Origin of the sequence: Streptomyces sp. NPDC048473 (genome assembly GCF_043200155.1) — a bacterium.
In the GTDB taxonomy this organism is placed as follows: Bacteria; Actinomycetota; Actinomycetes; order Streptomycetales; family Streptomycetaceae; genus Streptomyces.
Genome location: NZ_JBICXE010000007.1, coordinates 224,752 through 247,144, shown reverse-complemented (window position 1 = coordinate 247,144; position 22,393 = coordinate 224,752). Strand labels below are relative to the sequence as shown.

18 protein-coding genes are annotated in these 22,393 nt (G+C 71.5%); 9 read left to right on the top strand and 9 right to left on the bottom strand.

The features are described from left to right. Nucleotides 1-173 precede the first annotated feature (173 nt). The 8 genes from ACGFU7_RS15485 to ACGFU7_RS15450 all read left to right on the top strand — a co-directional run bounded on the left by ACGFU7_RS15485 (nt 174) and on the right by ACGFU7_RS15450 (nt 11,890). A complete protein-coding gene (locus ACGFU7_RS15485; protein WP_393695972.1) occupies nt 174-632 on the top strand; it encodes an ATP-binding protein in 459 nt (152 codons plus the stop codon). Next, nucleotides 626-1,066, top strand: coding sequence for a hypothetical protein (locus ACGFU7_RS15480; protein WP_393695970.1), 441 nt, complete (start codon nt 626-628; stop codon nt 1,064-1,066). The genes ACGFU7_RS15485 and ACGFU7_RS15480 overlap by 7 nt, the downstream gene beginning before the upstream one ends. A 48-nt stretch (nt 1,067-1,114) precedes the next feature. Next, nucleotides 1,115-1,399, top strand: coding sequence for an NAD(P)-dependent oxidoreductase (locus ACGFU7_RS15475; RefSeq protein WP_393696172.1), 285 nt, complete (start codon nt 1,115-1,117; stop codon nt 1,397-1,399). Between the two features lie 124 nt (nt 1,400-1,523). Next, nucleotides 1,524-5,171 carry a DUF4132 domain-containing protein gene (locus ACGFU7_RS15470; protein ID WP_393695968.1) on the top strand — a complete coding sequence of 1,216 codons (3,648 nt, stop codon included), beginning with the start codon at nt 1,524-1,526 and terminating at the stop codon, nt 5,169-5,171. Then, on the top strand, nt 5,168-6,304 hold the full coding sequence (locus tag ACGFU7_RS15465; RefSeq protein WP_393695966.1) for an AAA family ATPase: 1,137 nt from the start codon (nt 5,168-5,170) through the stop codon (nt 6,302-6,304). The genes ACGFU7_RS15470 and ACGFU7_RS15465 overlap by 4 nt, the downstream gene beginning before the upstream one ends. Next, entirely contained in the window at nt 6,304-8,664 is a 2,361-nt protein-coding gene (locus ACGFU7_RS15460; RefSeq protein ID WP_393695964.1) for a DUF5682 family protein, read from the top strand. The genes ACGFU7_RS15465 and ACGFU7_RS15460 overlap by 1 nt, the downstream gene beginning before the upstream one ends. Next, nucleotides 8,661-9,866: a VWA domain-containing protein gene (locus ACGFU7_RS15455; RefSeq protein ID WP_393695962.1), complete on the top strand. Its 1,206-nt coding sequence runs from the start codon at nt 8,661-8,663 to the stop codon at nt 9,864-9,866. The genes ACGFU7_RS15460 and ACGFU7_RS15455 overlap by 4 nt, the downstream gene beginning before the upstream one ends. Then, nucleotides 9,863-11,890 (top strand): hypothetical protein, encoded by a 2,028-nt coding sequence (locus tag ACGFU7_RS15450; RefSeq protein ID WP_393695960.1) that lies wholly within the window; start codon nt 9,863-9,865, stop codon nt 11,888-11,890. Before ACGFU7_RS15455 ends, ACGFU7_RS15450 begins: the two co-directional genes overlap by 4 nt. Here ACGFU7_RS15450 and ACGFU7_RS15445 read toward each other — a convergent pair. The 6 genes from ACGFU7_RS15445 to ACGFU7_RS15420 all read right to left on the bottom strand — a co-directional run bounded on the left by ACGFU7_RS15445 (nt 11,887) and on the right by ACGFU7_RS15420 (nt 18,070). Next, nucleotides 11,887-13,233 carry a 6-phospho-beta-glucosidase gene (locus ACGFU7_RS15445; protein WP_393695958.1) on the bottom strand — a complete coding sequence of 449 codons (1,347 nt, stop codon included), beginning with the start codon at nt 13,231-13,233 and terminating at the stop codon, nt 11,887-11,889. The two genes, ACGFU7_RS15450 and ACGFU7_RS15445, sit on opposite strands and share 4 nt — an antisense overlap. 169 nt (nt 13,234-13,402) lie before the next feature. Then, nucleotides 13,403-15,001: a cytochrome P450 gene (locus ACGFU7_RS15440; protein WP_393695956.1), complete on the bottom strand. Its 1,599-nt coding sequence runs from the start codon at nt 14,999-15,001 to the stop codon at nt 13,403-13,405. Nucleotides 15,002-15,071: 70 nt separating this feature from the next. Continuing rightward, on the bottom strand, nt 15,072-15,686 hold the full coding sequence (locus tag ACGFU7_RS15435) for an ATP/GTP-binding protein (protein ID WP_393695954.1): 615 nt from the start codon (nt 15,684-15,686) through the stop codon (nt 15,072-15,074). After that, nucleotides 15,667-16,038 carry a DUF742 domain-containing protein gene (locus tag ACGFU7_RS15430; protein WP_393695952.1) on the bottom strand — a complete coding sequence of 124 codons (372 nt, stop codon included), beginning with the start codon at nt 16,036-16,038 and terminating at the stop codon, nt 15,667-15,669. The genes ACGFU7_RS15435 and ACGFU7_RS15430 overlap by 20 nt, the downstream gene beginning before the upstream one ends. Continuing rightward, nucleotides 16,035-16,442, bottom strand: a complete 408-nt coding sequence (locus tag ACGFU7_RS15425) for a roadblock/LC7 domain-containing protein (RefSeq protein ID WP_093896207.1) — start codon at nt 16,440-16,442, stop codon at nt 16,035-16,037. Before ACGFU7_RS15425 ends, ACGFU7_RS15430 begins: the two co-directional genes overlap by 4 nt. Then, a complete protein-coding gene (locus ACGFU7_RS15420) occupies nt 16,439-18,070 on the bottom strand; it encodes an ATP-binding protein (protein WP_393695950.1) in 1,632 nt (543 codons plus the stop codon). Before ACGFU7_RS15420 ends, ACGFU7_RS15425 begins: the two co-directional genes overlap by 4 nt. 418 nt (nt 18,071-18,488) lie before the next feature. Between ACGFU7_RS15420 and ACGFU7_RS15415 the strand changes: the two genes are divergently transcribed. After that, nucleotides 18,489-18,641: a hypothetical protein gene (locus ACGFU7_RS15415; RefSeq protein ID WP_393695948.1), complete on the top strand. Its 153-nt coding sequence runs from the start codon at nt 18,489-18,491 to the stop codon at nt 18,639-18,641. Between the two features lie 96 nt (nt 18,642-18,737). On the opposite strand, the gene thrS is transcribed toward ACGFU7_RS15415, so the two are convergent. The 3 genes from thrS to ACGFU7_RS15400 all read right to left on the bottom strand — a co-directional run bounded on the left by thrS (nt 18,738) and on the right by ACGFU7_RS15400 (nt 22,390). Continuing rightward, the gene (thrS, locus tag ACGFU7_RS15410) at nt 18,738-20,033 is read right to left on the bottom strand and encodes a threonine--tRNA ligase (RefSeq protein ID WP_393696170.1); all 1,296 of its coding nucleotides are present in this window, start codon (nt 20,031-20,033) and stop codon (nt 18,738-18,740) included. A gap of 144 nt (nt 20,034-20,177) precedes the next feature. After that, nucleotides 20,178-20,684, bottom strand: coding sequence for a MarR family winged helix-turn-helix transcriptional regulator (locus tag ACGFU7_RS15405; RefSeq protein WP_393695946.1), 507 nt, complete (start codon nt 20,682-20,684; stop codon nt 20,178-20,180). After that, a complete protein-coding gene (locus ACGFU7_RS15400; protein ID WP_393695944.1) occupies nt 20,681-22,390 on the bottom strand; it encodes an FUSC family protein in 1,710 nt (569 codons plus the stop codon). Before ACGFU7_RS15400 ends, ACGFU7_RS15405 begins: the two co-directional genes overlap by 4 nt. Nucleotides 22,391-22,393: the final 3 nt, after the last annotated feature.

Below are 22,393 nucleotides of genomic sequence, written 5' to 3'. Positions count from 1 at the left end.
TGCCATGTGCAGGCCGTCCAAGACACAGCCACTCTGAAATTTTCAGAGTGCCCCTTGCCAAGTGTTCCCGACAGGGGGAGAGTTGGTGAGTGAACCAGTTCACGTAGTCACGGCCGCCCTCATTTGCGTGGGATCGCGGAGCGTGACGCAGCCCCCACTGTGAGGAATCGGTTGTGGCACCTGGCAGTGCGCTTGTCCCCCGGCTCATGGACCTCAGCCCCGGGACGGAAGCGCTCCGATACTGCTTCGCGCTGCCTGCGCACCCCGAGTCGGTGGCCGGTGCACGGCGGCTGACGAGAGATCGGCTCGACGAGTGGCCGCTGGACGAGGACGCGCACGAGGCGGCGATCTTGATCGTCTCGGAACTGGTCACCAACGCGGTGGTGCACACCGTGAGCGCTCGCGTCGTGTGCGAGCTGCGCTGCCTCGACGGACGGCTGCGCATAGCCGTGCAGGACCAAGGACACCAGCCCGGCGGACCGCAGCTGTGCCGTACCGCCGATGACGAGCACGGACGCGGCCTGCTGCTCGTCGACGCGATGAGCAGCTCCTGGGGTTCCCGCGACGCGGGCAACGGCTCGGGCCGCATCGTCTGGGCAGAACTGCCGCACTGCTCGGAGCGGTCATGTTGAAGAACGCAATGTCCCATCTGCTCGGAGCGCGCCGCTCCCGTGAGCCCCGGCGCGCCACCGGCACGGGCACGGTGCAGTTGCCGCTGCCGCCCGCGCTGTCGGCGAGCCTGGGCTGTGACGCGGTGGGGGTGCCGTCCCGGTACGGCTTCCGGCTGATGTCTCATCTGCCACGCACCGGCTGCGTCTTCGCGGATGCCGATCGCTGGTGGTGGATCGTGCCTGCGGGCTCCGACCTCGATCTGGACTGGCCCGCGCAGGCCGCCTATGCGAAAGGGGCCTACGTTCCGGCGGCACGGCCCCGGCTGATCCACCAGCCCGACAACCGCACGCCGTACACCCCGCCCATCCCGCTCTTCCTGATGGTGTGCCAGGTCACCGGTGTGACGCCGTCGTGGGCACCGTCCGGCGGCGCACGCGCCGTCTCCGCTCCCTGACGCAGCCGGGAAAGGGGGCGGAGGTTTCCCTCAGGAACCCCGCCTCTCATCAACACGGCACGCGGGGCGCCGGTCCACACGGTGGCGTTGACGGACGAGGCAGCGGCCGGCCGGATCAGCGCCGTACTCGACGTCACCGATCCGGAACCCCTGCCGCCGGACAGTCGGCTTCTCGACCTGCGGGGCGCCTCCCTGACGCCGCATCTGACGGGCTCGCTCGGCAATGAGCTGGAACGGCTCGGGAGTGCGGCGGTGGACGAGGTGCAACGGCTGGTCCCGGGACTGTCATTTACTCGTGCCGTGCGCAGGGAAGAGCTCTCACATAGCGGTTGACCTGCTGCTTCACCCGACGGATACCCCGGTCTCGCTGCGTTGTCAGTGGTCCGTTCTACTGTGGAACCACTGATCGAGAAGCCCGCGGCTGAGCGGGCTGTCCGGGTGTGAAGGGGGCGGGACTGTGCGTCGCTGGGAGTACGTCGAGGGCAGTGCCTCGAAGTTCTGGGAGACCGAGGCCGAGGGTGCCGTGGTGACGGTGCGCTACGGGCGGTGCGGGAGCGACGGGCGTACGCAGACGAAGGAGTACGCGTCGGCCGAGGGCGCGTCGGCGCAGGTCCTCAAGACGATCGCGGAGAAGGAGAAGAAGGGGTACCGCGAGGTGGGGGGATCGACTGCGGGCGCCGCAACGGCCACGGGGGCTGCCGCGGCGACTGCGACCGCGCCGGGCGCGGTTCCCGGAGCGGACACTCCTGCGCTTCCCGAAGCGGACGCTCTTGTTCTGCCCGACGAGGACACCTTCATTCTTCCCGCCAACTGGCGGCGGATGCTCCACCCTCGGCGGGGCGGGGTGCGCCGGGTGCCCAGCAGGGCGCGGAAGGAGACGCTCGACAAGGTCGAGATCCGGATCGTCGAAGAGGCGTCCTGGATCCAGGAGTTCGTGGACGCGCCGCGTTCGGATGCCGGGCTGGCCGACCATCTGCGGTCACATGCCGCCCAAAGCCCCTCGCCGGTCGGAGCGGCCGTACTGGCCTCGGTCGTCAGCCTTCCTGTGCCCGACTCCGCGTGGGCGGACCACTGGTCCGATCGCTACGGTCTGCCGTTCGCCGCACGGGCCGCGGTCGAGCTGTTCTCGGTCGACGCCGACTGGCACCAGAGCGGCCACCGACGGAGCGCGCCCCGGCTGGAGGCGCTCGCAGGCCCGCGCCACGCGTACTGGGCGAGGGATCGCCGATTGCCGATGGACCGGGTCCGTGCGCTGCTCGCCGTGGCCGACGAGGAGACATACCGGGAGACGGTCGAGGCGCTGGGCAAGTGCCGCACCGATGCCCTGCGCAAGATCATCGTCTCCTATCTGGTACCGAGTGAGACCGACTGGATCGACGACCTCTGCACAGACCCCGAAGTAAGCGGGGAGCGGGACCATACCCTGTGCGCCATGGTGTTCAGCTCGCTGAACTCGGCCGACCAGATGGCGCGGTTCCCCCACCGGCCGGGCTTCACCGACAGCGTCGCGTTCATCGCGACGGTCGCCGAGGGCATCGGACCGGCTATCGCTCCCCTGCTGGCCGACTCACTCAACGGCAACCACTACTACTCCGACGGCATGCAGCTCGCCGCCAACTCCCTGGTCGAGCTTCCCACCGACGAGGCCTTCCTCGGCCTGCTGGCCCATGCGGACTCGAAGCATGTCCGCCCCGCTCTCCTGGACGCCATGCGCCGCTATCCGGTACGTGCGGTGCGACTGCTGGCCGCCGAGGTTCGCGGCAGCTCGGCCGCGTCGTCCAGCCGGACGCTGCAACTGCTGCGCGGTCATATCGGCGCCCACCACGAACTGGTTTCGCTCGCGCTCGGGGACCTGGACGCCGAGATCGTGGAGATCGTCGAACCGCTGCTCAACCCGGCGGACCTGATCGCCGACGCATCTGTGGACGCCCTGCCGGCCGTGCTGACGGCGCCGCCGTGGTCCCGGCCCCGCACCAATGCCAAGCCCCCGGTCGTGACGGGACTGGCCGCGGTGTCCGATCCCTCGCTGGAGTGGCTGCCCGAGGAGCAGGCGGCATGGGCGGCCAGCTCCTCCTGGTACACGACCAGGCACAGCAACGGCGACTGGGAAAAGGACACCGCCGCCCTGCATCACGACTTGGCCGCGGGCGGTCTGCGGCCGGCCTGGGTCTTCGTCCACGGGCCCGAGGAACTGGTCGCCCCGCTGCTCGCCACCTGGGATCCGACCGACCTGTGGGACGGCGAGGACACCCTCAAACCGATCGCCGCCCGCTTCGGCCTCGCCGCGCTGCCACTGCTGCTGCGCGCCGTGCCCCGGCAGCCCGGCGCGCTCGCCCCACTGCTGCTCCCGTTCGTCGACGCGCAGGTCGCCCGGCACATGGCGAACTGGGCGGCACGCCTCAAGTCCACTGCGGTGACCGCCCGTTCCTGGTTCACCCGGCACGGCGTCGCGGCCGCCCCGCTCCTGGTGCCGGACGCCGTGGGCAAGGCGGGCGCCGCACGGCGCGCCGCCGAACAGGCACTGACGCTGATCGCCACGGTGCACGGCGACACCGTGGTCCGCGATGCCGCCCGGACGTACGGCCCGGAGACGGTTGCCGCGGTGGACACGCTGCTGGCCGCGGACCCGCTGGAGCGGGCGCTGCCCGCCAAGCTGCCTGTACTGCCGGGCTGGGCGGAGCCCTCGCTGCTGCCCCAGGTCGTGGTCCGGTCCGGCGGTGCGCTGCCAGTGCAGTCGGTGCGCCATGCCCTGACGATGTTGGCGCTGTCGAAGCCCGGCGAGGTGTACCCAGGGGTCGCTTCGCTCGTCGAGACGGCCGATGCCGCTTCGCTCGCCGAGTTCGCCTGGGCCCTGTTCGAGCAGTGGCAGCTGGCCGGTCTGCCCGCGAAGGAGTCGTGGGCACTGCACGCGCTGGGACTGCTGGGCGACGACGAGACGGTCCGCCGGCTCACACCCGTCATCCGTGCCTGGCCCGGTGACGGCGCGCACCACCGGGCAGTGGAGGGTCTCGATGTGCTGGCGTCCATCGGCACCGATGTCGCCCTCCTGCATCTGCACGGCATCTCGCAGCGGGTGAAGTTCAAGGCGCTGAAGGCACGCGCCCAGGAGAAGATCGCCGAGGTCGCCGCGGGGCTGGGGCTGACCGGGGAACAGCTCTCCGACCGTCTGGTGCCGGACTTCGGTCTGGACGCGGACGGTTCGACAGTCGTCGACTACGGGACCCGATCGTTCACGGTCGGCTTCGACGAGCAGTTGCGGCCCTATGTGCTGGACGGTGACGGCAAGCGCCGCAAGGATCTGCCGCAGCCGGGCGCCCGGGACGACGCGGAGCTCGCCCCGGCCGAGCGCAAGCGGTTCATGGCGCTCAAGAAGGACGTCCGGACGATCGCCTCCGACCAGGTGCGCCGGCTGGAGGCCGCGATGGTGACCGGGCGTTCCTGGACGGCCCAGGAGTTCCAGGAGCTGTTCGTCGGTCATCCGCTGCTGTGGCATCTGGTGCGCCGACTGGTATGGCTGAGCGAGAAGGCCGACGGCGTGCACACGGCGTTCCGGGTCGCGGAGGACCGTACGTTCGCCGACGTGGAGGACGATGTCTTCGCCCTGGCCGACGACGCGACCGTGCGGCTCGCGCACCCGCTGCATCTCGGGGAGGAGCTGACCACCTGGTCCGAGGTGTTCGCCGACTACGAGATCCTTCAGCCGTTCGCGCAGCTCGGGCGCACCGTGTTCGAGCTGTCCGAGGAGGAGACGGCGGGGTACCGGCTCACCAGGTTCGAGGGGCTCAAGGTGCCGACCGGGAAGGTCCTGGGGCTGGAGCGGCGCGGCTGGGAGCGCGGTGTGCCGCAGGACGCCGGAGTGGAGCGCTGGATCTCCAAGCGGCTGACGGACGACTGCTATCTGGTGATCGCGCTGTACGAGGGCATCGCGGTCGGGGTGGTCGACATGTTCCCCGATCAGATCCTCGAAACGGTCTGGCTCGACGTCCAGCCCAATGATCACTGGGACCGTCGCAGCCACCCGCACCGCTTCGCCGACCTGGACGCGCTGACCGTGTCCGAACTCCTCGGCGACCTGGCGGAACTCACCGAGGGCGTCGCATCATGACCGTACGGAACGAGACGCGCGTCGAGACACCGGACGGCGGCCCGGCTCCGGTGCAGCGGCCACCGGCCGAGGTGCGGTACGCCGAGGAGCTGGCCGCGCTGCGGGCCGGCGACCGTGATCCACGGCCGCCGGGCTGGGAGTTGAGCCTGCGCGCGGCGCGCCGCTTCGTCATCGGTGACGCGGACGAAGGGATCAGCCGGAAGTTCGTCGGCAATCCCTCGCTGGTGGACCGGGCGCTGGTGACGCTGGCGACGAGCCGTGGGCTGATGCTGGTCGGGGAGCCGGGCACCGCCAAGTCGCTGCTGTCCGAGCTGATCGCGGCCGCGGTCAGCGGGGACTCGACGCTGACGGTGCAGGGTGGCGCGGCCACCACCGAGGACCAGATCAAGTACGGCTGGAATTACGCACTGCTGGTCGCGGAGGGGCCTTCCACCCGCTCGCTCGTCCCGGCTCCGATGCTGCGCGGCATGGCGGAGGGCAGGCTCGTGCGGTTCGAGGAGATCACCCGCTGTCCGCTGGAGGTGCAGGACTCGCTGCTGTCGCTGCTCTCCGAGCGGGTGGTGGCGATCCCCGAGCTGACCGGACCGGACGGCATGGTCTTCGCCCGGCAGGGCTTCAATGTCATCGCGACGGCCAACACCCGGGACCGGGGCGTCAATGAGATGAGCGCGGCGCTCAAGCGGCGGTTCAACTTCGAGACGGTGTTCCCGATCCCCGACCTGGACACCGAACTCGCCCTCGTCGAGGCGGAGGTGACGACCCTGCTGCGGCGTTCGGGAGTGGAGCCGCCGCCGGACCGGGATGTGCTGGAGGTCCTGGTCGGTACGTTCCGGGAGCTGCGTGCGGGAGCCGGCGAGAAGGGCGGACCCGGTGGGGTCTCCGACCGTCCTTCGGCGGTGATGAGTACCGCGGAGGCCGTCTCGGTCGCCCATGCCGTGGGCGTGCGCGGCTGGTTCCTGCGCGGCGAGCCGGGCAGTGCCGCCGATGTGGTGGCGTGTCTGGCGGGGACGGCGGCGAAGGACAGCCCGGAGGACCTGGCCCGGCTGCGCCGCTATCTGGAGCAGCAGGTGCCGCGCCGGCGCAGCCCGGCGTGGAAGGCTCTGTACGACGCACGCCATCTGCTGGCCGACTGATGTCCGCGGTGTTCCTGGGGGTGCGTCACCACTCCCCCGCGTGCGCGCGCCTCGTCGAGCGGACCATCGCGGAGCTCCGGCCCGCCCAGGTGCTGGTCGAGGGTCCTGCCGAGATGAACGGACGGCTGGACGAGCTGCTGCTCGGACATGAGCTGCCGGTCGCGGTGTTCAGCCACTACCGCGACGGGCAGCGCTCCGCGACGTCCTGGGCTCCGCTCTGCGACTACTCGCCCGAGTGGGTCGCGCTGCGGGCGGGGCGGGCGGCCGGGGCGGAGGTCCGTTTCATCGATCTGCCGGCCTGGCATCCGGCGTTCGCCGAGCGCACCAACCGCTATGCAGATGCGGAGGTCCGCTACGCGGAGGCGACGGAGCGGCTGTGCCGGCACTTCGCGGTGGACTCCTCGGATGCCCTGTGGGACCGCCTGTTCGAGGTCGAGCCCGACGAGGGTCTCGCCGAACGGCTCGATGCGTACTTCGCGCTGGTGCGCGGTGACGCGGAGGCCGATGCGGGCGACCGGGCGCGCGAGACGTACATGGCGGCGTGGGTCCGGGCGGCGCTCGCCATGACCGGGGACCGGCCGGTGCTGGTGGTGACCGGCGGCTTCCACCAGCCCGCGCTCCGTGCGCTCACCGGATCCGGTGGCGAGAGCGCTGCAAGCGGTGACGACTGGGAGCGGGGCGTGGACGGGTGGCCGCAGGTGCCCGCCCCGCCGGACGGGGCCATGGCCGGGAGTTTCCTCGTGCCGTACTCCTTCCGGCAGTTGGACGCCTTTGCCGGGTACCAGTCGGGGATGCCGTCGCCCGGCTACTACCAGCAGGTGTGGGAGGCGGGCCCCGAAGCCGCGGCGGACGGCTTGCTGCGCATGGTCGTCGAGCGGCTGCGGGCGCGTAAGTTCCCGGTGTCCACCGCCGATCTGATCGCCGCGCGGAGTCTGTCCCAGGGGCTCACGGCGCTGCGCGGCCATCCGCGCCCCGCCAGGATCGATGTGCTGGACGGTCTCGCGGGCGCCCTGATCACGGACGACCTGGACCGCCCGCTCCCGTGGACGAGCCGGGGCACGCTGACCACGGGTGCCCATCCCGCGGTCGTCGAGATGGTGGCGGCCTGCAGCGGCGACCGCACCGGGCAACTCCATCCCGGCACTCCGGCGCCGCCCCTGGTTCACGATGTGGCGGCGCAGCTGGCCGGGCTGGCGCTCGTCGGCGGCCCCGGGGCCTCGTACCGCCTGGATCTCACGGACGCCACCGATCTGGAGCGCAGCCGGGTGCTGCACCGGCTGCGGGTCATGCGGATTCCCGGTTATGGGCGGATGGCCGGTCCCGAGCACGGAATCGACCCGGTCTTCACCGAACGCTGGGAGGCGCAGTCCGTCTCGGGGCGCGAGGCCGCGCTGGTGGAGGCGGGGGCGTACGGCGCGACCCTGGCGGAGGCGGCAGCCGCCGCGCTCACCGAGCGGACGCAGGACGCGGCGGTGGAGGCCGGCGACCTGGCCCGGGCGCTGTTCGACGCCGTGCTGTGCGGGATGGACGGGTTCTCGGCGCAGTTGCTCGGTGAACTTGCCTCCCGTGCCGGCGAGTTGAAGGAAGCCGGATCGCTCGGGGACATACTCTCCACGGCCCTGGGGCTGTGGCGGCACGACCGGGTGTACGGGGTGGCGCACGGTCCGCTGCTCGCCGCTGTGATCGACGGGGCCACGGGGCGGTTGCTGTGGCTTCTGGAGGGGGCGCGCGGTGCGTCGGGGGTGGACTTCCCTCGTCTGCTGGCCGTGGTCGCGGTGCGGGACGCGCTGCTGCACGCACCGGAGTTGCTCTCCGTCGCGCGGGAGGCGGCGGCCGCGATCGCGTGGCGGATCAGCGGCGATCCGGAGGCACCCATCGATCTGCGCGGGGCCGCGTTCGGACTGCACCGGGCCCTGGCGCAGGTCCCGGGCGCCTCCGGGGATCCGGCCGAGGCGGTGCGTACGGTGGCGACGGCCGGTACGGATGCGCTCGGCGACTGGCTGGCGGGACTGTTCGCGCTCGCCCGCGACGAGGTGACGGGCGCGGTGGGGAACGAGGGCGGGGACGAGGGCGGCAGTGGAGCGGAGTCGCTGATCGATGTGCTGGACAGCCTGGTCTGTGCGCTGCCCGACGACGAATTCCTGTCGGGTGTGCCCGCACTGCGTCAGGCCTTCGCGTTCTTTCCGCCACGCGAACGCGACCGGATCGCCGGTCGCCTGTTGGAACGACGCGGGGTGCGCGGCTCGTCGCGTTCCTTGCTGCGGACCACCGAGGACCCGCTGCTGATCGCCCGGGCCCGCACCTTGGAGGAGTCCGTGTCCCGACTGCTGGCCCGCTATGAACTGGGAGCCACCCCATGACCATGCCCGCGCACGTACCCGGCCGGGCACCCACGCCCGGGGAAGACGGCGGCACAGGTCCCGGCGCAGCTCCCGACGCGGGGCTGGAACGGTGGCGGCTGGTCCTCGGTTCCGCCGCCGAGCGGCACACCGGTCCGCTGGGGCCGGGCAACGCCGGCCGGGATGCCGCACTCGACTGGCTCTACGGCCGCGACCCCGACCTCGCCAGACGCGGTGTGCGCCGCTCCGGCACCACCCCCCGTACGGGAGGTGACGGCCCGTCCGCCGTGACCGCGGTCGACTGGCTCGAGGACATCCACCGGCTCTTCCCGAAGGAGACCATCGAGCGCCTGGAGAGGGACGCCGTCGAGCGGTACGGCATCCAGGAGATCGTCACCGATCCCGCGGTGCTGGAGCGGGTCGAGCCGAGCCCCACGCTGCTGCGGGCCGTGCTGCGCACCAAGCATCTGATGAACCCGCAGGTGCTACGACTGGCCCGGCGCATCGTCGAGTCGGTGGTGAAACAGCTCCTGGCCAGGCTCCAGCCGGAGATCCGCCGGGCGTTCCACGGCACACGCTCCCGCAAGCCCAGCCGGGTGCCGCTGGCGAGGAACTTCGACTTCCGGCAGACCGTACGGGCCAACCTCGCCCACTACCAGCCGGCCGAGCGGCGCCTTCTCATCGAGCGCGCCCACTTCCACTCCCGTACCCAACGCCATGTGACGCAGTGGCAACTGATCCTGCTGGTCGACCAGTCGGGCTCGATGGCCGGATCGGTGATCCACTCGGCGGTGACCGCCGCGTGTCTGTGGGGCCTGCCCGGCCTCAAGACGCACCTTGTCGCCTTCGACACCCAGGTGGTGGACCTGACCTCCGATGTGACCGACCCGGTGGAGCTGCTGATGCGGGTCCAGCTGGGCGGCGGCACCGACATCGCCCGGGCCGTGGAATACGGTGCAGGTCTGGTGGAAAATCCGCGGCGCACGATCGTCGCGCTGATCACCGACTTCTACGAGGGCGGCGACCCCTACCGGCTGCTGCGCACGGTGCGGGCACTGGTCGAGCAGGGCACCACCGTGCTGGGGCTGGCCGCGCTCGACGAGGACGCCAGCCCCGAGTACGACCGTGAGCTGGCCGGGCGGCTCGCCGCGGCCGGGGCACACATCGGGGCGATGACACCGGGCCGCCTCGCCGAGTTCGTCGCCGAGAGGCTGGGCCGATGACCGACACATTGAGCGGCGCCGTCACCACGCGCCCCGATCTGCTCGCCCTGACTCCGGACACGCTCGCGGCACTGGCCAACCGCGGCCTGGTCAAACGGGCCACGAAGGAGCTGGACGCGGGCACGGTGCCCGCTCTCACGACCGACCCGGACACCACGGTGCGAGCCCGCTTCGACGACGGCACCACGACGGCGCTGCCGCCCGGTACGGGTCTGGACGACGGCGACTGCAGCTGCGCCGCACCGGGCGTGTGCCGCCACCTCCTCGCCCTGGTGCTGGCCTATCAGCGCGGGGCCGAGGCCGAGACGGACAGCGCCCCCGCCCCAGTCACCGACTGGTCCCCCGGCAGCACCGGCGACACGGCCCTCACCGAAGCCGTCGGCGCCCGTCCGCTCGCCGCGGCCCGCCGCACCTTCGAGCGGGGTTACACCGCCCTGGTGCACCGCCCGTCCCCGGACCGTCCCGAGCCCCGGGTCGAACTCCCCACCTGCACGGTGCGCTTCCCGGTCCCCGGCGAGATCGCGTACGCGCTGACGGACGCGGCCGCCGCGCTGCGCGGCGAGGTGGTGGCGCTCGCGGTCTGGGCGTTCCGGGCCGCCGACGCGACGGGGACCGAGGAGCGGTCCGTCCCCGTCCAGGTCGGCGGACGCACCACCGCCCCGTCCACGGCCGGGCCCGCGCTCGACGCGGCCGTCGAGCTGGCGGATGAGCTGCTGGCGGAGGGCGTGGCCCATGTCGGACCGGTCCACGGCGGAGCCCTGGCACGGGCCGGTGCCGGGCTGACCGCCGAGTCGCTGCACTGGCCCGCGGGTGCACTCGCCGAGTTGACGGACCAGCTCACGGCGTACGCCGACCGCAACGCCGACTACCGCCCGGAGCTGGTCGCAGCCCTGCTCACCGAGTTGCACGCCCGGCGCCGTGCCGCCGCTCTCCCCGGCGTCCTGGGTACCCGCGAGGCCGGGGACACCCCGCTGCGCCGGGTCCGGCTCATGTCGCTCGGCTGCCGCGTCCACGGCACACCGCAGTCCCTGATCTCCGAGGTGTATTTCGCTCATCCCGGTGCGGGCACCGTCCTCGTCCTCCGCAAGACCTGGACGGCCGCCGAGGGCAAGGAGCTCACCGGTCACCGGCTGTCCACCCGCCGCGTCCTCGCCACGCCCCTGAGCTCACTGGCCGCCGGAAGTCTGGTCAGCGAGAGCGTGCGGCGCACCGCGAGCCGCGCCCTGACGATCGCCCGGGGCCGGCTCGGCACGACGACCATCACGCCCGTCGGCGCCGCCTGGACGGAGCTTCCGGAACCCTTGCTCGTACGGGATCTGTCCGCGCTGACGGCGGGCTGGGAGGGCAGGCCACCCCGGCTGATCCGGCCACGGGTCGAGGCGGAGGCGGTCCATGTCGTCGCGCTGTCACAGGTGGAGAGCGTCGGTTACGACCCCGCCGAGCAGCGCCTCGAAGCCGTCGTGCGCGATGCCTCGGGGATCCCTGCGCTGGTGACGTCGGGTTACCGGCCGGAGTGCCCCGGTGCGTTGGACGCCCTGGCCGATGCGCTGGAGGGCGGCGCCACGCATGTCAGTGGTTCGGTGCACCGCTCCGGCGGTGGGATCCGGATCGATCCGATCGCGGTGCTGACCCCGGCCGGGGTGATCGTGCCCGATCTCGCCCCCGGTGACGGTTCCACCGCGTTGGCTGCGGCGGTGCGCCGTCCGTCCGATCCGCTGACGGCGGTGCTGGACGAGGCGATATCCGCCATGTCGGCGGCGGCGCACAGCGGACTGCGCCATCTGAGCAGCCCCGCCCGCTCCCGTATCGACGAGGCGGCGACGGCGCTGTCACGCACCGGCCTGACCCGTGCCGCGACCCTGCTGCGCGCCTTCCTCGACGCGCTGGACGACAGGGCCGCGCCGAACGAGGAGGGCATCGCCACCCGTTCCGATGCGTGGCTGGACGCCCAGCTCCACCTCCTGGTCAGCAGCGAACTCCGGTCCTCCCAACCGGACTTCGTGGCCGCGTCAGCACCCGTCTAGGGCCGGTTCAGATAGGCGAGCCGGGGATGAACCTTCATGTACCCGTCGAGGAGACGTCCGGCCACCGTCACCGAGTCGACCAGCGGGTGCAGTGCGAAGGCTTTCACGGCGGTGGCGCGTGAGCCGCTTTCCGCCGCGTCCAGTACCGCGCGCTCGACGGCCTTGACCGCGGTGACCAGACCGATGGCGTGGTACGGAAGCGGGTCGACGGCTACGGGACGGGCGCCGTTCGCGTCGACCAGGCACGGCACCTCGATGACGGCGTCCGCGTCGAGCACGGAAAGCGTCGTGCGGTTGCGGACGTTGAGGATGAGCGAGGTCCGTTCGTTGCGGGCGACGGCCCGCATGAGGGCGAGGGCCACCTTCTCGTATCCGCCGGACTCCAGATCGCTCTCGTCCCGCTCGCCGACCCCGGCGACCTCCCGGTTCTCCGACATATAGGTGGCTTCCCGTTCGGCGCGGGTGCGGTCCCAGGCCGGCAGCGCGGCGGCGGCCGGGTCCTTCACCCGGGCGTAGAAGCCCTTCTGCTGCTCGCGGAGAAAGGCGCCTCGGGTCTGCTCGGCGTCCTGGTAGGCGCGTACGGCTTCCCGGTTGAAGTAGTAGTAGTGCAGATACTCGTTGGGGACGGCGCCCAGCGACTGCAGCCAGTCGACGCCGAAAAGTCTGCCCTCCTCGAAAGAGCCGAGGAGTTCCGGATTCGCCAGCAGCCGTGGGAGTTCGTCGCGGCCGTCGACCTGCAGTCCGCGGACCCAGCCCAGGTGGTTGAGGCCGACGTAGTCGATCCGGGCCCGGTCGGGGTCGGCACCGAGCACCCGGGCGATACGGCGGCCGAGGCCCACCGGGGAGTCGCAGATGCCGATGACCCGGTCGCCCAGGTAACGGGACATGGCCTCGGTGACCAGACCGGCCGGGTTGGTGAAGTTGATGACCCAGGCGTGCGGGGCGAGCCGCGCGATGCGCTGCGCGAGATCGACGGCGACGGGCACGGTGCGCAGCCCGTACGCGATGCCGCCCGCGCCGACCGTCTCCTGGCCGAGTACACCCTCGTCGAGAGCGACCCGTTCATCGGCGGCCCGTCCTTCCAGTCCGCCGACGCGGATCGCCGAGAAGACGAAGTCGGCACCGCGCAGCGCCTCGTCGAGCTCGGTGGTGGCGGTGACGGCGGGCGCGTCCGGGACGTTCGCGGCCTGTTCGCCGAGCACCCGGGCGATGGCCGTGAGCCGGTCGGCGTCGGTGTCGTAGAGGGTGACCGCGGACACGCGGCCCTCGGCGTGATCGGCGAGCAGCGCCCCGTACACGAGTGGAACCCGGAATCCGCCGCCGCCCAGAATTGTCAGCTTCACGCTTCCGCATGGTACGGGGGCCGGCCCGGGCGGGGCCCGAGCGACTCCGGACGGCGGCTCTCCCCCGGCGCCGACAGCACCCGGCCCGGTGGCCGCGGACCTGCGGGTCCACGGCCACCGGGCCGGTGATTCGTCTCGCCTCCGTCCCGACGGGCGGGTCCGGGTCGAATCAGTTGCCGCTCCACCAGCGCGAGACGGCCCGCCACAGCCTCGCCGGTGCGGTTTCGCTGCGCTGCTGCGGGATCCGGCCGACGGCGGACTGCCCTGCGGGCGTGCCCCCGGACTCGTCGGTGACCGTCGCACCGGGCGCGTCTGTCGCGCCGGTCACGCCGGTCACGCCCATCGCGCCCATCGAGGCAGGCGCCGGTGCCGCACCGGGCGTGCGTCCGGGCGTGGGGGCGGTGTGCCGGACCGTGGACTGCACCTCCCAGTCCTGTCGCGGCGGGTTCGGCCTCCCCATGGACGGCGGTTCCTTGTCGTCCTGCGGCGCACGCACGGCGAAGTCCGCCGGAAGCTCCACCAGGTGCCGGCCCATGATGTTCCCGATCCAGCTCAGCTCGCTCTCGTCGACGGCGAGTTCGAGGTCGGGGAGCCGCATGAGCAGGGCGTCGACACCGACGTCCGCGATGGCGCGTCCGATGTCCTGCCCGGGACATTCATGGGGGCCGCCACTGAACGCGAGGTGGGCGCGGTTGCCCTCCATGTCGGCGCCCAGGTCGGGCCGTACCACCGGATCGGTGTTGGCCGGTGCGATGCCGACGATCAGGGCGTCGCCCGCCTTGATCTGCTTACCGCCCAGTTCGGTGTCGCCGACCGCCCAGCGCCCGAAGACCGCGGTGAACGGCGGTTCGTCCCACAGCGTCTGCTCGACCGCTTCGGGCACCGTCATATGGCCGCCGCTGAGCCTGGCCCGGAAGCGGGGGTCGGTGAGCACCATGCGCAGGACGTTGGCGATCAGGTTGGCGGTCGCCTCGTAGGAGGCGATGAGGATCAGCCGCAGATGCTCGGTGACCTCCTCGTCGTTCATTCCTGCCGGATGCTCGACGAGCCAGGTCGCGAAGTCCTCCGCGGGTTCGCGCCGGCGGCGTTGGACGAGCCGGTTCAGCACTTCGACGACGTAGGCGTTGCTCGCGACGGCGGTCGCCGTGCCCCGGGTCATGTCGCGAGCGGCCTGGACCATCCGGTCGTTGTACTCCTCGGACATGCCGAGGATCGCGCACATCACCATCATCGGCAGCCGCTCGGCGAACTGGCTGACCAGGTCGACGCGGCCTTCCTGGCAGAAGTCGTTGACGAGCCGGTTGCTGTAGCGGTTGACGTGGCGGCGCACCCCGCGGGTGTCGATGCGGCCCATGCTGTCGGTGACCGCGCCGCGCTGGCGTTCATGGGTGGCGCCGTCGGCGAAGACACAGACCGGCTGCCAGGTGAAGATCGGGGCCAGCGGGTGGTCCGGCGCGACGGTGCCGTCCTGCAGGGCCCGCCACCGCCGGGAATCGCGGGAGAACTGCGAGGGGGTACGGGTCAGGTGCAGGTTCTCGCTGTGCCCGAGGACCAGCCAGGCGGGTACGTCTCCGTGCAGCAGTACGGGGGCCACGCTGCCGTGTTCGGCACGCAGCTTGTCGTACAGCCCGTGGGGGTCCCGCTCGGCCTCCGGGCCATAGAACCGGCGTAGTCCGCCGGGGCCGATACCGAGGCCGTGGGCCGGGCACTCGGGGGGCGGTACCGGCCCCTGGGCCGCTCCGGGCTCGTAGTGGAATGGGGTTGTCACGATCGCTCCAGGGATCAGGATTCCAAGGACCAGACGGATGGGACGCGCGGGGGGTGTGTACTGCGGTCGGTCAGGCGAGCGGGAGGGCCAGACTGTGCAGATAGCGCATCAGCGTCATCAGTACGTCGCGGCTGGAGGCACGCAGCCGGGCGTCGCAGTCGATCATCGGTACCTCTTCGGGGAGGTCCAGGGCAGCACGCAACGCCTCGACAGGGTGTTTCGGGGCGTCGGGGAAGGTGTTGACGGCGACGACGAACGGCACACCGCGCTCCTCCAGCCGCCCGATGACATCGAAGCTGACTTCGAGGCGGCGGGTGTCGATGAGGACCACCGCGCCGAGGGCGCCTTCGAACAGGCCGTTCCACAGGAACCAGAACCGTTCCTGGCCCGGGGTGCCGAACAGATAGAGGATCAGTTCCTCACTGATGGAGATCCGGCCGAAGTCCATGGCGACGGTGGTGGCGGTCTTGCTCTCCACCCCGAAGTTGTCGTCCACGCCGACACCGGCCTGGGTCATGGTCTCTTCGGTGGTCAGCGGCCGGATCTCGCTGACGGATCCGACCATGGTCGTCTTGCCGACCCCGAACCCTCCGACGATCACGACCTTCACCGCGGCTGTCGCCGTGGTGGGAAGGACGTCCTCGCTCCGGGGGCCGGTGATCGTGTCAGAGCTTCTGAAGTCCATGCATCACCGCTTCGAGAAGGGACCTGTCCGGGAGAGTGGCGCGGACGATGGGCGCGCGCGATTCGATGAGATCGGTCGCGAGGAGTTCCGTGAGGAGCGATGTCACCACGCTGAAGGGCAGACCGAGGTACGCCGAGATCTCGGCGACGGATAACGGCGCCTGGCAGAGCCGCAGTATCACGGCCTGCTCGGGCTGGACCGTCGGCGTCGGCTGGGCCTTCGCGACGACCATCGTGACCAGGTCGAGCGGCGCCCGCTCGCTGCCGTCGGGATCGCCGGTGATCACGTACAGCCGTTCCGGGTCGCTCAGTGCCGGATCGGCCGTTCGGCGTTCTCGTCGGGGAGAATTCATCCGGCCTGCCCGTCATGGCGCGGCGGACTCGTCAGGTGGGCACCGATCCTGACGACCATGTCGCGCATCCGCGACCCGACGAGCCCCGCGTCGACCGTCTCACCGGCAAGGACCGCGAGGTAGGCGCCGGTTCCGGCGGCCATCAAGTAGAAGAAACCGCCGGTGACTTCGATGACGACCAGGCGCATGAGACCGTCGCTGTAAGGGATTTCGGAGGCGACGGCGGCGGCCAGGCTCTGCAGTCCGGCGCAGGCCGCCGCGAGGCGGTCGGCGACATCGGGGTCGCCGCCGTGCCGGGCGATGCGCAGACCGTCGGCGGAGAGCACCACGATCTGGTGGATGTCCGGCACGTCGTCGGCCAGTTCCTTGAGCATCCAGTCCATATTCCCGCGCTGCTGGATCACTTCAGGTCTCCCTTGTCCCAGGCGTCGTCAGAGTCTTCGTCGGTCTTCGGATCCCGCGCCACGCCGTTGACGGCGTTGGTGAAGGCCTCCAGCCAGAGTCCGGGGGGCTGTTCCTTGCCGCTGTCGTTCCCCGGGCCGTGGCCGTTGGTGTGGCCGTTGCGCTGTCCTGCGGTGGGGTCGACAGCCTGTGCGGGGAGGTTGTGCGAGCCCAGGGGGGCGCGGCCGCGGCTGCGGCGTTGCGGGAGGCCGCCGGCGGTCCACTCGGTCACCACGGGGACGTCGTCCTCCATGGCCGCCGTGGGTGCGACCGGCCGGGTGACGGGTGCGGCCGGCCGGGTGGCGGGTGCAACCGGTCCGGTGGCGGGGCGCTGGGCCACGGGGGTGCGGGGCTTGCGTCGCGCCGGCACGACGTGCTTCATGGCCTCCTGGTCGATGTCGCTGGTGGGCCTCGACGTGGCGCCGATGCCGTGGGCGATGCCGGGAGCGGGTCCGGTGGTGATCATGGCGCGGGGCACGATGAGTACGGCGCGGACACCGCCGTACGCGGACTGCCGCAGCGAGACCTGGAGGTCGTACATCCGCGAGAGCCGTCCGACGACTGCCATGCCGAGTCGCGGGGACTCGCCGAGGTCGTTCATGCTGGAGCCGGCCTGGGCCCTGGCGAGCATGTTCTCGGCCCGCGCGCGGGCCTCCTCGCTGAGCGAGACGCCGCCGTCCTCGATCTCGATGGCGATGCCGGTCTGCACCTCGACGGCGGTGACGTGCACCCGGGTCTGCGGTGGCGAGTAGCGGGTGGCGTTGTCGAGGAGCTCCGCGCAGGCGTGGATGAGCGGTTCGACGGCCGTGCCGATGATGGCGACCTTGGCGATCGAGTGCAGATCGACGCGCGGGTACTCCAGGATCCGCGACATGGCGCCGCGCAGCACGCTGAACAGCGGTACGGGCTTGGGCCATTGGCGACTGGGTCGGGCGCCGCCGAGAACCGCGATGGAGTCGGCGAGACGGCCGATCAGCGCGGTGCCGTGGTCGATGCGGAGCAGGTCGTCGAAGACGTCGGGGTTGCGCCCGTGGTGCTCCTCCATCTCCCGCAGTTCACTCGCCTGGCGGTGGACGATCGCCTGGACGCGCCGGGCGACGTTGACGAAGGCGCGCTGCGCGGAGTCACGCATCGCCTCTTCGTTGTCGATGATGTTCAGCACCGTGTAGACGAGGGTGCGCTGGGCGTCCGGCAGGTCGCGGTGGAGCTCGTCCGCGTCGACGACGTCCCGGAGCACCTCTTCGGGCGAATTGCCCACGCGCAGCCGGTGGATGGCGGCCGGCAGGAGCTCCTTGCTGATCCGCACGGTCTCGTCGTCGTGGGTGGCGATGCGCCGCTCCAGGTCGGCGAAGCGCCGTTCGTACACCGCGCGCTGGGTACGCAGATCACGTGCCCGGCGGGCGAGTTGAACGGTGAGTGCGGTGACCACGACGGTGGCGAGCGCGCCGCACCAGACGAGTGGTATCCGCGCGGCCGCGGAAACCAGCGCCACCGCGGCGGCGGTTGCGCCGCCCATCAGGAGCACGGGCAGCAACATGGCGCGAACGACGGGGGTTTCTCGTTCGATCGGCGGTGATTCAACACGAACCATCTAAAACCTCTGGCGGTTGATTCGGGAGGTATACGCGCTTGTAGGACACTTGAGAACAAGCGCTCGAATTCATATCAACTCGGCTTCGCTGCGCGTGAGCTTAGTCAGATCGAATCAGCGCTTCGGCACATTCACCCAACCCTCTGCGCGAGCGCTCCCGCGGTAATACACTCACGAGTTTTTGCACGCACCGCCTTCGAACGTGCGCGGGGAGTAACGGGCGAGGGGGTTTCATGAGGCGTGACACCTTGCGTACCGCAGAGAAGGACGCTTTCAGCGAAGAAGCACGGTGGTTGCGGACGCGACCGAACGACTCGACCCCGGAAGTGATCCATTACGTCCCGCAGCAAGGGACAAGCGCACATGTGATCGAAGTGGATCGAAAGGAGCACATTCATGACTGAAGGGCTTCCGGACGATGAACGCCGTCGCCGTCCCGCCGACCGCGGCGAGCCGACGGGACCGGTTCGCCCTGATGGCATCGGCGCCCGCCGACCGCGGCGACGACGCGGCGCTCGTCCGTCGCGCCGAGGAACTGCGCCGGTCCGCGGCGCTGTTGGACACGGTCTGACGCCGGCCCCGTACCACCACCGCGGAGTCGCTGGTGCTGCTCTTCGTCACCACTACCAGGGGATGGCGCAGGCCGCCTGAGGGCCTGCGCCGGGGCTCAGTCCCAGAGTTCGGTGCTGTGGGCGCCGATGAGGGAGGCGATGTGGGCGAGGACGTCGCCGGCGGGCTGCGGATCGTGCCGGCGTCCGTCGCGCAGGCGCAGGGCGACATGGTCGTCGGCGGCCTCCCTGGCACCGATGACGGCTTGGTAGGGCACCAGGCGGGCTTCCCGGATGCGGGCGCCCAGGGTGCCGCGTTCCGGTCCGGCGATCTCGGACCGCAGCCCGAGGCCAGTGCACCGACGGGCGAGCGCCTCGGCATTCGGCAGCTCGGCTTCGGAGACCGGGAGGATCGCCAGCTGAGTGGGGGCGAGCCAGGCGGGGAACGCCCCACCGTGTTCCTCGATGAGGTGGGCGACGGCTCGCTCCACGCTCCCGATGATGCTGCGGTGGATCATGACCGGCCGGTGTTTCGCGCCGTCCGGGCCGATGTAGTGCAGGTCGAACCGGGCCGGCTGGTGGAAGTCGACCTGGACGGTGGACAGGGTGGACTCCCTGCCCGCACTGTCGGTGACCTGGACATCGATCTTGGGGCCGTAGAACGCGGCCTCTCCCTCGGCTGCCTCGTAGGGCAGGCCGGAGCGGCCGAGGACCTCGGTCAGCAGGGCGGTGGACCGCTGCCACATCTCGGGCGCGGCGACATACTTCCCGCCGGGGCCCGGGAGGGAGAGCCGGTAGCGGGCCGGGCTGATGCCCAGCGCCCGGTACGCCCGGCGGATCAGCTCCAGCGCGGCCTGCGCTTCCTCGGCAACCTGGTCCAGGGTGCAGAAGATGTGGGCGTCGTTCAGCTGGATGGCCCGCACGCGGGTCAGTCCGCCGAGCACTCCGGAGAGTTCGGAGCGGTACATGCCGCCCAGCTCGGCCATGCGCAGGGGCAGTTCGCGGTAGCTGTGGGAGCGGGAGCGGTAGATGACGGCGTGGTGCGGACACAGGCTGGGCCGCAGCACGACCTGCTCGCCGCCCAGGTCCATCGGCGGGAACATGTCGTCGCTGTAGTGCGACCAGTGCCCGGAGATCTCGTACAGCTCCCGCTTGCCGAGCACCGGCGAGTACACGTGCCGGTAGCCCGCCCGCCGTTCGGCGGTGCGGATGTACTCCTCCAGGGCGTGGCGCACGACTGCGCCGTCGGGCAGCCAGTACGGCAGTCCCGCGCCGATCAGCGGGTCGGTGTCGAACAGATCCAGCTCGCGGCCGAGCTTGCGGTGGTCATGCATGGCGGTCTCCTCGCGGTCGTCGGACGAGTGACCGCAAGGCGAAGCCCCGGGGCACTCGCCCCGGGGCTTCGGACTGAACAGCTGTCAGCGCGCCGGGACACTCTCCGGCGTCGTCGTCATGGCAGCGCGCTTCATGCGGCGGACGTTAGCAGCGACGTACCGATGTCCGCGCGGGATTTATTTCCGGTGCTGCCCGTCCTCCGGCCCTCCGGTGCCTGCCCCGGTTCACCGCCGGACGCCGCCGATCCGTCCCTCCAGCTGCACCAGCAACTCGCTGAGCTGGGCGCTGAGCCGGGTACGGGACTGCTCGTCGAGGCCGGACAGCACCGTGCGTTCGTACGCCAGCTGCCGGGGCAGCAGCCGGTCGACCAGGTCGCGGCCCTCCTCGGTGAGGCGGACATGGGCGACGCGGCGGTCGCGGGCGTCGCTGCGGCGGTCGACAAGACCGCGTTCCTGCAGGACCCGCAGGCGCTTGGTGACGGCGGCGCCGGAGGAGAACGTCTCCCTGGCCAGCTCGCCGGGGGTGAGTTCGCGGTCGGTACGGCGTACGGCACCGAGCAGGTCGAACTCGGCGCGGGTCAGGCCGGCGGCGCGCAGCGGGGCGTCCTCCGCCTGCTGGAGCAGGGCCGCGCAGCGGTTGATACGGCCGATGAGTTCCATCGGTCCGGTGTCCAGCTCCGGGTTGACGGCCTGCCACTGCCGTACCACCGAGGCGACGATGTCGTCGGTCACACCGCTCCGTTCTCCTGGGCGGGGGCGATCAGCCCCTGCCGTGTTGCTGTCGCCGCGAGCGTACGGTGTCCGGCCTGCTCGGCCGCGAGGACCTGCTCCTGGGGCAGGGCGCGCTGCCACCATTCGCCCGCTGCGGTGTCATCGGCCTCGCGCAGCTCGACAAGAGATCCGGTCAGCCTGCGGCGGGCGGCGTCGAGGGCGGCGGGCGTGGGCTGCGGGGCGGCGAGCGCGTGTACGGCGTGGGCGCGGGCCCGGTCGGTGGCGGCCAGTGCCTTTTCGAGGCGTCCGGCGGCCCGGCGGTTGGTCACCAGCATGGCGGCGAGGATGCCCACCCCGGCGCCGATCACGGTGTCCAGGACCCGGTCGCCGATGAGCTCACCGGCCGGGTGGGTGCCGCCGAACTCCATGACCAGCAGGGCCATCGGCGTGACGGCGATGGAGCCGAGCCAGTAGTTGCGGGTGATCAGGGCCTCGGCCGCGAAGCCGAAGAACAGGCAGAAGCCTATGAGGGCCAGCGGTCCGGTGCGGCTGACCGGGAGGACGGCGGCGAAGACGAGGACACCGAGGAGATTGCCGAGGGTGCGCTGGAGGGCCCGGTTCCAGGACAATGTCACATTGGCCTGGTAGAGGGAGGCGGCGGTGACGATCGCCCAGTAGGGGCGCCCGACGCCGGCCGCCTGGGAGACATATCCGGCCAGGGCGCAGCCGATGAGTGCGCGGGCGCCGATGGGGAGCAGCGGGGAGCCCGGGGCGAGGCTGCGCAGCAGTGCGCGACGGTGGTCGCGGCGGCTTCCGGTGCGCCGGGCGGCCCGTTCGGCGTCGATGCCGAACAGTTCCTCGGACGTTCCGGGGGCGGGCGGCGGGGTGGGGACGGGTCCGCGGGCACGGGTCTGCCGGGCCCAGGCGCGGAGCTGTTCGGGGCCGGAGGCGGGGGCGGCGTCGCAGGCGGCCGGGGAGGCGCCGAGGGCGAGGGCGGCTTCGGCATGGACGACGAGGCGTTCGAGCGCCTGGCGTACGGGGGTGGGGCGTCCGGCGGCGAGCAGGGCCTGCCAGGCCGCGTGCACGGCCGCGACCGCGGCGCGCCGGGTGCGGTGTCCGGGGTCGGCGACGTATGCCGCGGCTGCGTCGAGGGCGCGGGCGGTCGCCCGGCGTTCCGGGCCCTCCCTGCGAATCATCGCGGGGCCGACCGTGACCAGCCAGGAGATCACGCCCGCGGCCAGGGTCAGCGCGAGGTGACCGGGCACCTGCCCGAGGTGCTGCGGGGCGAAGAGCGCGGCCGAGGTGACGAACGTGAAGATCACCGGTCCGGGCGGGCCGATGCGGGTGGCGTCGCAGAGCGTCTTCTGCCCGGCGGCGAGCAGTGCGCCCACCGCGATCAGCACAGCGGTCGATCCGGTGAGCGAGGCCGCGACGAGGGATATCGCCATGCCGATGACCATGGAGATGACGACTCCGGCGACCGCTCGGGCGCGGCGGGCGTACGGCAGGTTGTGGCCGTACAGCGCACAGAGCGAACCGGCCATCGTGTACATCACGAGGTCGAGCCGGTCGACGGCGAACAGCAGCAGGTCCGGTACGGCGGTGGCGGCGACCACGCTCAGTGCCGGTTTGAACCACATGTCCGAGGGCCGGGCGAGGCGCAGGGGGGCCGCCAGCGGGAGTCTGCGGACGGAGGGCTGCCGGAATCGAATGGTTGTATCACTCACCCA